Genomic DNA, 11,618 nt, shown 5'->3' on the forward strand with positions numbered 1-11,618 from the left:
CTTCCAGCCATCTCCTCGTACCACTGAAGGACTCATGACCGCCGTCGCCGCCGTCCGCCGCGAACACGATCTGCTCGGGGACCGTGACGTCCCCGCCGAGGCGTACTGGGGCATCCACTCCCTGCGCGCCACGGAGAACTTCCCCATCACGGGCACCCCGATCTCCGTCTATCCGCAGCTGATCGAGGCGCTCGCCGCGGTCAAGGAGGCCGCGGCGCTGGCCAACGAGGAGCTCGGGCTGCTGCCGGCCGAGAAGGCCGCGGCGATCGTCGCGGCCTGCCGGGAGATCCGCGCGGGCGCCCTGCACGACCAGTTCGTCGTCGACGTCATCCAGGGCGGCGCCGGGACCTCGACCAACATGAACGCCAACGAGGTCGTCGCCAACCGGGCGCTGGAACTCCTCGGCCACGCCAAGGGGCAGTACCAGCATCTGCACCCCAACGAGGACGTCAACCTCAGCCAGTCCACCAACGATGTCTATCCGACCGCCGTGAAGCTGGCGACGATCAGCGCCGTGCACGGGCTGCTGCGCGCGATGGCCGTCCTCCAGGACGCGTTCGCCGGCAAGGCCGTCGAGTTCCGCGACATCCTGAAGATGGGCCGCACCCAGCTCCAGGACGCGGTGCCGATGACCCTGGGCCAGGAATTCTCCGCGTACGCCGTGATGCTGGACGAGGACCGCAGCCGGCTCGCCGAGGCCGTCGAGCTGATCCACGAGATCAATCTGGGCGCCACCGCGATCGGCACCGGTCTCAACGCCCCGCCCGGATACGCCGAGACGGCCCGCCGTCACCTCGCCGCGATCACCGGCCTGCCGCTGGTGACCGCCGCGAACCTGGTCGAGGCCACCCAGGACTGCGGCGCGTTCGTGCACCTGTCCGGGGTGCTCAAGCGGATCGCCGTCAAGCTCTCCAAGAGCTGCAACGACCTGCGGCTGCTCTCCTCCGGCCCGCGCGCGGGCCTGGGCGAGATCAACCTGCCGCCCGTGCAGGCCGGTTCCAGCATCATGCCGGGCAAGGTCAACCCGGTCATCCCCGAGGTCGTCAACCAGGTCGCGTTCACCGTCATCGGCAACGACGTGACCATCACCATGGCCGCCGAGGCCGGACAGCTCCAGCTCAACGCCTTCGAACCGGTCATCCTGCACTCCCTGGCGACCTCCCTCACCTCGCTGCGCGCGGCCTGTGTGACGCTCGCCGAGCGCTGCGTGTCCGGCATCACGGCCAACACCGAGGTGCTGCGCGCCACGGTGGAGAACTCCATCGGCCTGGTCACCGCGCTCAACCCGCACATCGGCTACACGGCCGCCACCTCCATCGCCCAGGAGGCGCTGTCCACGGGCCGCGGGGTGGCCGAACTGGTCCTGGAGAAGGGCCTGTTGCCCCCCGACCGGCTGGCCACGCTGCTCACCCCCGAGCGCCTCGCCGGCGCCCGTCAGGGCTGACCTCGGCGCCGGGCAGGGCGGCCTTCTCGACCCGCAGTAGGGTCGCCTCCATGAGCGAACAGGAGCTGCTGGACAGCGTGCGGGCGTCCTACGACGCGTTGGCCTTGGACCTGCACGAGCAATTCGATGACGAACTCTCGGGCCGGCCGCTGGACCGGGCGCTGATCGCCGCCTTCGCCGAGCAGGCCCGTGCCACGGGCCTGCCGGTCCTCGACGCGGGCTGCGGGACGGGCCGGGTGACGCCCCTGCTGCACGGGCTGGGCGTACCGGTGTCCGGCGTGGACCTCTCCCCGCGGAGTGTGGAGGTGGCGCGCGAGAAGCACCCCGGCATCCGCTTCGACGTGGGCTCGATCCTCGCTCTGGACGTGCCGGACGGTTCGCTCGGCGGTGTCCTCGCCTGGTACTCCACCGTCCATCTGACCGAGGAGCAACTCCCCCAGGCCTTCGCGGAGTTCGCGCGGGTCCTGGCCCCCGGTGGGCAGCTGCTGCTCGCCTTCCAGTGCGACGGGGAGCCGCTGGTGATGACGGAGGCGCTCGGCCATCCGGTCCGCCTCACCTTCCACCGGCGCGACCCGGACCAGGTCGTCGCCCTGCTGGCCGAGGCGGGGCTCGTTCCGCGCGCCCGGACCGTCCGGGAGCGACTGGAGGACGAGCGGACCCGGCAGGCGTTCGTACTGGCCGCCAAGGAGTGACCCTGCCCCCCGGCGGGGCCGGGCCGCGCGTCGTGGGGCGCGCGGTCCGGGGCGGGGCCGGCGGTGCTGAATGACGCGGTGCTGAATAATGCGGGGCATGCGCATCTCAGCCAGGGCCGACTACGCCGTTCGTGCCGCGCTGCAGCTCGCCGCCGCCCAGGACTCGGGGCCGCTCAAGGCCGAGGCGATCGCCGAGTCGCAGGCCATCTCGCACAAGTTCCTCGAAGGCATTCTCACCGACATGCGCCGGGGCAGGCTGGTGCGCAGCCAGCGGGGCGGCAACGGCGGCTACTGGCTGGCGCGGCCCGCGGACGCCATCACCATCGCCGATGTCGTACGGGTCGTGGACGGTCCGCTCGTGTCGGTGCGCGGGGTACGCCCACCTGAGCTGTCGTACACCGGGCCCGCCGAGTCGCTGCTGCCGCTGTGGATCGCGCTGCGGGCGAATGTCCGCCAGATCCTGGAGGGTGTGACGCTGGCCGACGTGGCCGCCGCACGGCTGCCCGCCGAGGTGTCCGCGCTGGCCGACGACCCGGCGGCGTGGACCAACCCCTAACCTCGCGAGAGACCCCAGCGTGTCCATTTTCCGGTCCATCTGGTGAACACCCCCTTGGGGTAAGGGACTCCGGACTGGCACTATCCCTACTAATCCAGTGGGAATACTGGGATTGCCCCGCGCGGGCGCCAGGAGGGGACGGTGAGGGACGGCATGCCGAGGAAACGGGCGGCTGACCGGGAGACGGGGTCCGCATCCGCGGAGGCCGTCCCCCTTGACGGTGCCGGGATCTGGCGCCGTGTCACCCGCGAGGTCGCGGAGGATCTCGCCGCCGACGCGCTCGCCCGTGACCGGGCCGGCAACACTCCGTACGACGAGGTCGCGCGGCTGCGCGAGGCCGGGCTGCCGGGGCTGCTCACCCCGCCGGCCCCCGGCGGCGACGGCAGCGACTGGCGGGCGGCGTGTGCCGTGGTCCGGGAGATCGCGGAGGCGGACAGCTCGATCGGGGAACTCCTCGCCCGCCACCTCGTGCTGGCGTGGAGCGCCCGGCTCTTCGGCACCGCGCGGGACGCCGCCCGCTTCGAGCAGCGGGTCGTGCAGGGGCAGTGGCTGCTCGGCGGCGGCGTGGAGGCGCCCGAGGCCGGTGCCGGGCCCGAGCTCACGCTCGTACCAGCCGAGGAGGGGCATGTCCTGCACGGGCGCCGGGCTTTCGCGGCCGGGGCGACCGTCGCGGACCGGCTGGTCGTCGGCGCCCGCTCGGCCGACACGGGCGACCTGCTGATCGTCCTGGTGGATCCGGCACACCCCGGGGTCCGCGCGGACCCGGCCGGGGAACGCGTCGGGCAGCGGCTCACCGGCGCGGGCAGCGTCTCCTTCGACGAGGTGCCGGTGAGCGCGCGGGACGTGCTCGGCACCGTCCCGCGCGACGAACACGCCCTTTCCCCGTTCAGCGCGCTGGCGCCGCTCGCGCTGCGGCTGGCCCTCGTCCAGGTCGCCCTGGGCATCGCGGAGGGGGCGCTGGCCGAGGCGCGGGACGCCAGCCGCGCCGCGCAGGCCGCGTGGCTGCGGTCGCGGGGCGGCGACTACGGGGAGCGGCGCGGCACGGACCCGTATCTGCTCCTGGCGTACGGGGAGCTGGCCACGGCGGCGCACACCGCGGCGGCCGTGGTGGAGCGGGCCACGGACGCGCTGGCGCGCGGGCTGCTCCGGGGCGCCGGTGTGACCGTCGACGAGCGCGCCGAGACGGCCGTGCTGGTGGCGGCGGCCGAGGCGGTCACCGCGCGGTCCGCCGTCCACATCACGACGCGGGTGCTCGAGCTAAAGGACGGCTCCGGGTCCCTCGCCCCCGCCGCCGGCGAGGGCATCGCCTTCGACCTGTTCTGGCGCAACGCGCGCGTGCTGACCGCGAGGAGTTCACCCGACCACCGGCTGCGCGACATAGGGGACCACTATCTCAACGGCACCCATCCGCGCCTGACCGCACGGGTCTGAGGGCGCGGGATCGGGGGGGCGCGGGCTACTTGGTCTCCTCGGCGGGGCCGACATGTTCGCCGGGGGTGGCCAGTTCCTCCACGGCGTCGACGCCGACGACCGCGCCGGTGGACTTCTTGCCGCGCCGCAGCCGGCCTTCGAGCCATCCCGCGAAGCTCGTGAGGGCGAAGTTGAGCACGACGAAGATGACGGCGACGACGGTGAAGCTGGCGATCGTGTTGGCACCGTAGTTGGCGCTCATCGGGCGGACCGAGGCGAGCAGCTCGGAGAAGCCGAGCATCGCGCCGCCGAGCGCGGTGTCCTTGACGATGACCACGAGCTGGCTGACGAGCGCCGGCAGCATCGCGGTCACCGACTGCGGCAGCAGCACGTACGTCATGGTCTGGCCCTTGCGCATGCCGATCGCCTTGGCCGCGTCGGTCTGCCCCATGGGCAGCGCCAGGATGCCGGCCCGTACCACCTCGGCGAGGACCGAGGCGTTGTAGAGGACGAGGCCGGTGACGACGGCGTACAGCGGCCGGCTGTTCGGGCTGATGTCGGTGAACTCCGAGTAGGCGGCATTGGCGAAGAGCATCAGAATCAGCACGGGGATGGCGCGGAAGAACTCCACGACCGTGCCGGCGGCGCCGCGCACCCACCAGTGGTCGGAGAGCCGGGCGATGCCGAAGAGCGCGCCGAGCGGCAGCGCGATGACCATGGCGAGCGCGGCGGCGATGAGGGTGTTCTCCAGGGCCGGCAGGAGGTACGTGCTCCACGTGCGGGAGTCCGTGAAGAACGGCGCCCACTTGGACCATTCGAGCTGGCCCTTGTCGGCGAGGCTCTGTGCCACCCACCAGATCAGCACGCCGAGGGCGGCGAGGAAGATCACGGTGTAGAGGAGGTTGCGCCGCTTGGCGCGCGGCCCCGGCACGTCGTACAGCACATTGGTCATCGCTTCACCGCCACCTTCTTGGCCACCCAGCCGAGGAAGAGGCCGGTGGGGAGGGTGAGGCAGATGAAGCCGACGGCGAAGATGGCCGAGATGAGGATGAGCTGGGCCTCGTTCTCGATCATCTCGCGCATCAGCAGCGCCGCCTCGGCGACTCCGATCGCGGCGGCTACGGTGGTGTTCTTGGTGAGCGCGATCAGGACGTTGGCGAGCGGGCCCACCACCGAGCGGAAGGCCTGCGGCAGCACGATCAGACGCAGGGTCTGCGGGAAGCTCAGCCCGATGGCGCGGGCCGCCTCCACCTGTCCGACCGGGACCGTGTTGATGCCCGAACGCAGCGCCTCGCAGACGAACGCGGCGGTGTAGGCGATCAGCCCGACGACGGCGAGCCGGAAGTTGATCGTGGTGAAGTCGTCCGCGCCCAGCGAGACGTTGAGCGTCTGGAAGAGGCCCAGCGAGGTGAAGACGATGATCACCGTGAGCGGGATGTTACGGACGATGTTGACGTAGGCGGTGCCGAAGCCCCGCATCAGGGGGACGGGGCTGACGCGCATGGCCGCCAGCAGCGTCCCCCAGATCAGGGAGCCGATCGCGGAGTAGACGGTGAGCTGTACCGTCACCCAGAACGCTCCCAGCAGGTCGTAGCCTTCGAGGAAGTCGAACACGGTGGCCTCTCAGTCGACGACCACGCCGATCTTCGGTGGCGGCTCGTTCTTGTAGTTGGCCGGACCGAAGTTCTTCTGGACGTACGACTCCCAGGAGCCGTCCTGGACCATCTTCTCCAGGGCAGTGTTGATCTTGTTCTTGAGGTCGCTTCCCTTCTGGACGCCGATTCCGTAGTTCTCGTTGCTCAGCTTGAAGCCGCCGAGCTTGAACTTGCCCTTGAACTGCTCCTGCGCGGCGTATCCGGCGAGGATCGAGTCATCGGTGGTGAGCGCGTCGATGACCTTGTTCTCCAGGCCGGTCAGGCACTCCGAGTAGCCGCCGTACTCCTGGAGCTGGGCCCGGGGGGCGATGTCCGCCTTGATGTTCTGCGCGGAGGTGGAGCCGGTGACCGAGCAGAGCCTCTTGTTGTTCAGGTCCTCCGGCTTGGTGATGGTGTTGTCGTCGGAGCGGATCAGGACGTCCTGGTGGGCCAGGAGATACGGCCCGGCGAAGTCGACCTTCTTCGTGCGTTCGTCGTTGATCGAGTAGGAAGCCGCGATGAAGTCGACGTCGCCGCGCTGGAGCAGCGTCTCGCGGTCGGCGCTCTTGGCCTCCTTCCATTCGATGTCGCCGGGTTCGTACCCCAGCTCCTTGGCGATGTATGTCGCCACGTCGACGTCGAAGCCGGTGTACTTGCCGTCCGGCGTCTTCAGGCCGAGGCCGGGCTGGTCGTACTTGATCCCGACGGTGATCTTGTCGCCGTCGCCGCCTGCACCGCCGTCGCCGCCGTCGTCGCCGCAGGCGCTGACGGACAGGGCGAGCGCGAGCGCGGCGGCCGCCGCGACGGAGGCCTTGAGTGTCTTCATGGTCATCACCCTTGGGGAGTGCGTGGTGCGGTGCGGGCTCAGTGGTGGAGGATCTTCGAGAGGAAGTCCTTGGCACGGTCGCTGCGCGGGTTGCTGAAGAACTGATCCGGGGTGGTCTCCTCGACGATCCGGCCGTCCGACATGAAGACCACGCGGTTGGCGGCGGACCGGGCGAAGCCCATCTCGTGGGTGACGACGACCATGGTCATGCCGTCGCGGGCGAGCTGCTGCATGACCTCGAGCACCTCGTTGATCATCTCCGGGTCGAGGGCGGAGGTCGGCTCGTCGAAGAGCATGACCTTCGGGTCCATGGCCAGGGCGCGGGCGATCGCCACCCGCTGCTGCTGGCCGCCGGAGAGCTGAGCGGGGTACTTGTCGGCCTGGGAGGCGACACCGACCCGGTCCAGAAGCGCCCGGGCCCGCGCCTCGGCGGTCTTCTTGTCCTTCTTGCGGACCCGGATCTGACCGAGGGTGACGTTCTCCAGGACGGTCTTGTGGGCAAAGAGGTTGAACGACTGGAAGACCATGCCGACGTCGGCCCGCAGGCTCGCCAGCTCCCGCCCTTCGGCGGGCAGGGGCTTGCCGTCGATGACGATCTCGCCGCTGTCGATGGGCTCCAGGCGGTTGATGGCACGGCACAGCGTCGACTTTCCGGAGCCGGACGGGCCGATGACGACGACGACCTCACCACGGCCGATGGTGAGATCGATGTCCTGGAGGACGTGGAGCGCGCCGAAGTGCTTGTCGACGTTCTTCAGGACGACGAGCGCGTCGCCGTCCCGCGCGCCGAGGGGTGGTGCGCCGTCGGCGTGCGCGGCCGTGTCGTGTGCGTCGTCCTGCCCGGGCATGGCACCCTCCAGGGTCACCGTCTCGCAGCTCTGCCGTCCCTTCTCACGTTCATGCTCCGCCCTCCGGGAACCGGCCGCACGCCGGACCCCGGACGGCGGGCCGGCGCACCCATCCGCTCACCGGCTGCGACCTGGCATGATCGGCCCGTCATCGGATTTTCGGGGAGGATCGGGCGTGCTTTTTCTTGACTCCGTCACGAGCCGGGCGCTCCATCTGCTGCTCTCTCTGGCCGACGCGGACGACGCGCGGCGGGCGCGGCGGCGGATCGGGCTGCCGGAGGCGGCGCGGCCCGCGGGGGCGGGGATACCCGGCACCGCCCGGGAGGCGGCCCGGCTGGTCGGCGCCTATGTCCTGCCGGACTCCGTCTATCTGTGGATGCTCCAGGCCGACCGGCCCGAGCTCAACGAGGTCGTATACCGCGCCGGGGTGAGCGCGCCGATCCGGCGGGAGATCCTGCGTGGTGTGCCGTTCGGCCCCGGCGCCACGGGCCGGATCCCGGTGGTGGAGGCGCTGCGCGGGGAGGGACTGCCCGACGGTCTTGTGGACTTCGGCCCGGGCGGGCCGATCCCCGCGCTGCGCTCGGCGACCACCATGAGCCAGGGCCGCCGCGCGGCAGGCGCGGTCACCCGCGAGGACTGGCCGCGGGTCGCCGACGCCGACGCGGCCCGGCCGCTGCCGGGCTTCGCCCGGTGGGCGCTGGCCCTGCGGATCGACTGTCCGCTGCCGCTGCGCGCACGTTTCTCCGACCACCCGGGCTTCGCCCACCGGATGCGGGCGGGCGGGATCTTCGACGGGCCTGGGGAGTACGCGCGCGAGGGCCGCCACGCGCGCGTGGTGCTGGCCACGCTGGACACCGGCCCCTGGGCGTTCCCCGCTCGTCTGCCGGAGGCCGTGGAGGTACTCCGGCCCCTGGTGCGGGGGACGTTGGGCGGGGACGTGGAGGCCTGGGAGGCAGTGGCCGGGCTGCTGGGGGACTTCCGGGGAACGGTCCCGGAGCTCTTCGAGGCGGCGGCCGGACGACCGGTGACGGTGTAGCGGAAGGGGGGCGGGGCGGCTGGATTCGAACCAGCGTGGTCCGGTTTTGGAGACCGGATGCGCCTGCCTCTGCGCTACGACCCCGCCCTTGGGGCTGATCCTAGATCACGCAGACGGGTGAGCGCCTCACCATGCCGCTTCCTGGTAGTCCTTGAGGAACACGCCCGCCGCGGGCGCGCCCGCCTCGCCCCGCACGATCGGGTCGTAGACGCGTGCCGCTCCGTCCACGACATCCAGGGGGGTACGGAAGCCGGCCGCGGCGATCCGGAGCTTCGCCGGCAGGGGGTTCTCGTCGGTGATCCAGCCGGTGTCGACGCTGCACATATGGACGCCCTGCGCCGCCAGTTCGGGTCCGCTGGTGCGGGTGAGCATGTTGAGCGCGGCCTTGGCCATGTTGGTGTGCGGGTGTCCGGAGGTCTTGCGGCGTACGGTGAACCGGCCCTCGACCGCCGTCACATTGACGATGTAGCGGTGCGGCCGGGGCGAGGCCAGCAGCAGCGGCAGCAGGCGGTCGACGAGCAGGGCCGGGGCGAGCGCGTTGACGAGCTGGGTCTCCAGGAGCTCGGCCGGGTCCAGCTCGCCGATGCGGGCGGACCAGGAGTTGGCGGGCGCGCGGTCGGGCAGCAGCCCTGCCTCGTCGGCCTCGGCCAGGACCAGGGCGAGTGCGCCATGGGCGGAGGGGGCTTCGAGGGCGCGCATGGGCGTGTAGCCGGGGGCCTGCCAGGCGCCCTCGGGGAGCGTGGCGCTCTCCCCCGCGGCGAGCGCCGCGTACGACTCGGGTGGGCGGCGGATGGTCTGGGCGGCGTTGTTGACGAGGATGTCGAGGGGTTCGCCGTCCTCCCGCAGCCGCTCGCACAGGCCGAGGACCTGGCGGGGGTCGCGCAGGTCGACGGCGACGACGGTGAGCCGGTGCAGCCATCGCTCGCTGCCCGGCGCGGCCCGGAAGCGGTTCAGGGTGTCGGCCGGGAAGCGGCTGGTGACCAGGAGTTCCGCGCCGTCGCGGAGCATCATCAGCGCCAGCTGGAAGCCGATTTTGACCCGGCCGCCGGTGAGCAGGGCCCGGCGGCCGGTCAGGTCGGTGCTCAGTGAGCGGCGGGCGGTGTTGTCGGCGGCGCAGTCCGGGCAGAGCAGGTGGTAGAAGGCGTCGGCCTGCTGGTAGAGCCCCTTGCAGACGTAGCAGCGGCGGGGGCGCAGGTAGCGCCCGGCGGTGCCGACGCTCTCCGCCGTGTCGAGGGGGGCGTCCTCGCGGCGGGTGAGCGCGCCGGTGGCGGTGGCGGCCATGACGGCGGAGTCGGCCTCGGCACGGGCGTCGTTGCGGTGCTTGCGGCGGCGCTGCCGTCCTTCGCGGGCGAAGGAGGCGGCGACCTGTTCGGCGCGCAGGCGTACCGGGTCGTCGGCGGGGAGGTCGCGCAGCTTGCGCACCGTACGGTCGAAGGCGGCGAGTTCCTCGTCGCTGATGTGTTCGGCCACCGCCCCTGCCCCCCGTTCGAATGGTCCGCGGCCCCGACCGGATTCGAACCGGTGTGTCCGTCCTGGAGGGGACGGCGCGCCTGCCCCTGCGCTACGGAGGCCACGGTGTGCACTGCCCGGACGGCCGGATTCGAACCGGCGTGCCCGACCTGCGAGACCGGTGCGCCTGCCTCTGCGCTACGTCCGGACAGCGCCGGAAATCCTACCGTTCGATTTCGTGGGTGATCACCCGAGGCGGGGGCGGGCCGGTTCAGTCCGCGGAACCGCGGGGGGTGATCGTGAAGTCGAAGGCGACCGTGCCGGGGTCGACGACGCTGACTCCGCCGTCGACGGTGAGGACGGCGCCGTTGACGAACGACGCGGCGGGCGAGAGCAGCCAGCCGATGGCCTCGGCGACCTCACGGGGCTCTCCGGAGCGGCGCTGCGGAACGAGCCGGGTCGCCTCCTCGTAGGCGGCGTCGAGCGCGTCGACCCCTTCGCCGCCGAGCCCGGCCTCGTCGGCGAAGCGTGCCATGCGCCGGTCGGCCATGTCGGTACGGACCCAGCTGGGGCAGACGGTGTTGGCGCGGACGCCCTGGGGGCCGTAGTCGACGGCGACGGAGCGACAGAGCTGGAGCAGCGCGGCCTTGGAGGTGGCGTACGCGGCGTTGGCGACGCCGCTGCGCAGCGCGGAGACGGAGGCGACGGCGACCACGGAGCCCCGGGTCTCCAGCAGATGCGGGACGGCGGCGCGCAGCAGGAGGAAGGGGCCGGTGAGGTTGGTGGTGAGGACGAGGGCCCAGTCCTCGTCCGAGAGCGTCCCCACCGCACCGCCGCGCCCGACGCCCGCGTTGAGCACGACTCCGTCGAGCCGTCCGTAGGCGGACACGGCCGCGGCGACCAGTTCTTCGACGGCGGCCCGGTCGCCGATGTCGCAGGGGTGGGCGAGGGCTCCGGTCTCGGCCGCGATCCGCCGCAGGGGTTCCTCCCGGCGCCCGGAGACGACGACATGGTGCCCGGCCGCGCGCAGGAGGCGGGCGGTCGCGGCCCCGATTCCGGTGCCTCCGCCGGTGACGATGTACACGCGCTGATCGGTCATGGCGGGGGGGCCTCCGGGTGGGTGGAGCGTCAGGAGTCGACCGGTTCGAGCTGGGACTCGAAGGCCGCGACGACCTTCTCGCACAGCTCGACGAACATGGCGCGCTCGCCGGCGCTGAGGGCGGCGGTCGCGATGCGGGCGTTGTCCCGGCGCTGCTGGGCCACCCGGGCGAGGAACGCCCAGCCGGTCGGGGTGAGGGAGGTCGTCAGCTCGCGGCGGTCCTCGCCGATGGCCTCCTGGACGACCAGGTCGAGGTCTTTGAGGACGCGCAGCGCCTTGGAGGTCGTCTGCCGGGACACCCCGAGGGAGGCGCTCAGGACCGAGGGGGTCATCGCCCCCCGGATGCGGAGCAGTTCGAGCACGTCGTACTGCTGCCAGGTGACGCCCTCCGGGTTCGAGCGGGTCCGGCGGGCGACCAGGACGCACTGCAGGTGCGACAGCGCGTTCTCCAGCTCACTGGGCTCGCCCGGCAGGTCCGGCGAGGCATCGGATCTCGTCATGAGGGCACTTTCGCTGGTCGGAGGGCGGCTGGGTGTCTCGATCAGACCCACATCCTAAGTGTGCGCGGGCCCGTCCCGGCAGGAGATCACCACGACCGAACAGTTGCCCAGAAGAAACAACGCT

At 71.8% G+C, this 11,618-nt stretch carries 12 protein-coding genes and 3 tRNA genes; 5 read left to right on the forward strand and 10 right to left on the reverse strand.

The features are described from left to right. The first annotated feature begins 34 nt into the window (after positions 1 to 34). The 4 genes from aspA to ACZ7LT_RS27170 all read left to right on the forward strand — a co-directional run bounded on the left by aspA (position 35) and on the right by ACZ7LT_RS27170 (position 4,123). Positions 35 to 1,444, forward strand: coding sequence for an aspartate ammonia-lyase (gene aspA / locus ACZ7LT_RS27155; protein ID WP_471238730.1), 1,410 nt, complete (start codon positions 35 to 37; stop codon positions 1,442 to 1,444). 50 nt (positions 1,445 to 1,494) lie between these two features. Beyond that, on the forward strand, positions 1,495 to 2,136 hold the full coding sequence (locus ACZ7LT_RS27160) for a class I SAM-dependent methyltransferase (protein WP_471238731.1): 642 nt from the start codon (positions 1,495 to 1,497) through the stop codon (positions 2,134 to 2,136). A 97-nt stretch (positions 2,137 to 2,233) separates the two neighbouring features. Then, a complete protein-coding gene (locus ACZ7LT_RS27165) occupies positions 2,234 to 2,692 on the forward strand; it encodes an RrF2 family transcriptional regulator (protein ID WP_471238732.1) in 459 nt (152 codons plus the stop codon). 153 nt (positions 2,693 to 2,845) lie between these two features. Continuing rightward, a complete protein-coding gene (locus ACZ7LT_RS27170; RefSeq protein ID WP_471238733.1) occupies positions 2,846 to 4,123 on the forward strand; it encodes an acyl-CoA dehydrogenase family protein in 1,278 nt (425 codons plus the stop codon). Between the two features lie 25 nt (positions 4,124 to 4,148). On the opposite strand, the gene ACZ7LT_RS27175 is transcribed toward ACZ7LT_RS27170, so the two are convergent. From ACZ7LT_RS27175 to ACZ7LT_RS27190, 4 genes are read right to left on the reverse strand one after another with little or no spacing between them, the layout of a single operon-like run. Further along, entirely contained in the window at positions 4,149 to 5,054 is a 906-nt protein-coding gene (locus tag ACZ7LT_RS27175; RefSeq protein WP_471238734.1) for an amino acid ABC transporter permease, read from the reverse strand. Then, positions 5,051 to 5,716: an amino acid ABC transporter permease gene (locus ACZ7LT_RS27180; RefSeq protein ID WP_471238735.1), complete on the reverse strand. Its 666-nt coding sequence runs from the start codon at positions 5,714 to 5,716 to the stop codon at positions 5,051 to 5,053. The genes ACZ7LT_RS27175 and ACZ7LT_RS27180 overlap by 4 nt, the downstream gene beginning before the upstream one ends. A gap of 9 nt (positions 5,717 to 5,725) precedes the next feature. Next, the gene (locus tag ACZ7LT_RS27185) at positions 5,726 to 6,562 is read right to left on the reverse strand and encodes a glutamate ABC transporter substrate-binding protein (protein WP_471238736.1); all 837 of its coding nucleotides are present in this window, start codon (positions 6,560 to 6,562) and stop codon (positions 5,726 to 5,728) included. A 38-nt stretch (positions 6,563 to 6,600) separates the two neighbouring features. Further along, positions 6,601 to 7,410 (reverse strand): amino acid ABC transporter ATP-binding protein, encoded by an 810-nt coding sequence (locus tag ACZ7LT_RS27190; protein ID WP_471238737.1) that lies wholly within the window; start codon positions 7,408 to 7,410, stop codon positions 6,601 to 6,603. A 175-nt stretch (positions 7,411 to 7,585) separates the two neighbouring features. Between ACZ7LT_RS27190 and ACZ7LT_RS27195 the strand changes: the two genes are divergently transcribed. After that, the gene (locus ACZ7LT_RS27195; protein WP_471238738.1) at positions 7,586 to 8,446 is read left to right on the forward strand and encodes a hypothetical protein; all 861 of its coding nucleotides are present in this window, start codon (positions 7,586 to 7,588) and stop codon (positions 8,444 to 8,446) included. 9 nt (positions 8,447 to 8,455) lie between these two features. On the opposite strand, the gene ACZ7LT_RS27200 is transcribed toward ACZ7LT_RS27195, so the two are convergent. The 6 genes from ACZ7LT_RS27200 to ACZ7LT_RS27225 form a co-directional block, all read right to left on the reverse strand. Continuing rightward, a tRNA-Trp gene (locus tag ACZ7LT_RS27200) sits at positions 8,456 to 8,532 on the reverse strand. Positions 8,533 to 8,572: 40 nt separating this feature from the next. Beyond that, positions 8,573 to 9,916 (reverse strand): SDR family NAD(P)-dependent oxidoreductase, encoded by a 1,344-nt coding sequence (locus tag ACZ7LT_RS27205; RefSeq protein WP_471238739.1) that lies wholly within the window; start codon positions 9,914 to 9,916, stop codon positions 8,573 to 8,575. 28 nt (positions 9,917 to 9,944) lie between these two features. Next, positions 9,945 to 10,018 (reverse strand) — tRNA-Gly (locus ACZ7LT_RS27210). Positions 10,019 to 10,031: 13 nt separating this feature from the next. Next, positions 10,032 to 10,103, reverse strand: a tRNA-Ala gene (locus tag ACZ7LT_RS27215). 63 nt (positions 10,104 to 10,166) lie between these two features. Beyond that, positions 10,167 to 10,994, reverse strand: a complete 828-nt coding sequence (locus ACZ7LT_RS27220) for an SDR family NAD(P)-dependent oxidoreductase (protein WP_471238740.1) — start codon at positions 10,992 to 10,994, stop codon at positions 10,167 to 10,169. A gap of 29 nt (positions 10,995 to 11,023) precedes the next feature. Beyond that, positions 11,024 to 11,494 (reverse strand): MarR family winged helix-turn-helix transcriptional regulator, encoded by a 471-nt coding sequence (locus tag ACZ7LT_RS27225; protein ID WP_471238741.1) that lies wholly within the window; start codon positions 11,492 to 11,494, stop codon positions 11,024 to 11,026. Positions 11,495 to 11,618: the final 124 nt, after the last annotated feature.

The organism is Streptomyces sp. NPDC039465, assembly GCF_055639315.1.

What these genes read in the sequence shown, in the direction of transcription:
- ACZ7LT_RS27185 (WP_471238736.1), bottom strand. Translation starts at nt 6,562, where the DNA reads ATGAAGACACTCAAGGCCTCCGTCGCGGCGGCCGCCGCGCTCGCGCTC.
- aspA (WP_471238730.1), top strand. Translation starts at nt 35, where the DNA reads ATGACCGCCGTCGCCGCCGTCCGCCGCGAACACGATCTGCTCGGGGAC.
- ACZ7LT_RS27175 (WP_471238734.1), bottom strand. Translation starts at nt 5,054, where the DNA reads ATGACCAATGTGCTGTACGACGTGCCGGGGCCGCGCGCCAAGCGGCGC.
- ACZ7LT_RS27170 (WP_471238733.1), top strand. Translation starts at nt 2,846, where the DNA reads ATGCCGAGGAAACGGGCGGCTGACCGGGAGACGGGGTCCGCATCCGCG.
- ACZ7LT_RS27160 (WP_471238731.1), top strand. Translation starts at nt 1,495, where the DNA reads ATGAGCGAACAGGAGCTGCTGGACAGCGTGCGGGCGTCCTACGACGCG.
- ACZ7LT_RS27165 (WP_471238732.1), top strand. Translation starts at nt 2,234, where the DNA reads ATGCGCATCTCAGCCAGGGCCGACTACGCCGTTCGTGCCGCGCTGCAG.
- ACZ7LT_RS27190 (WP_471238737.1), bottom strand. Translation starts at nt 7,410, where the DNA reads ATGCCCGGGCAGGACGACGCACACGACACGGCCGCGCACGCCGACGGC.
- ACZ7LT_RS27225 (WP_471238741.1), bottom strand. Translation starts at nt 11,494, where the DNA reads ATGACGAGATCCGATGCCTCGCCGGACCTGCCGGGCGAGCCCAGTGAG.
- ACZ7LT_RS27220 (WP_471238740.1), bottom strand. Translation starts at nt 10,994, where the DNA reads ATGACCGATCAGCGCGTGTACATCGTCACCGGCGGAGGCACCGGAATC.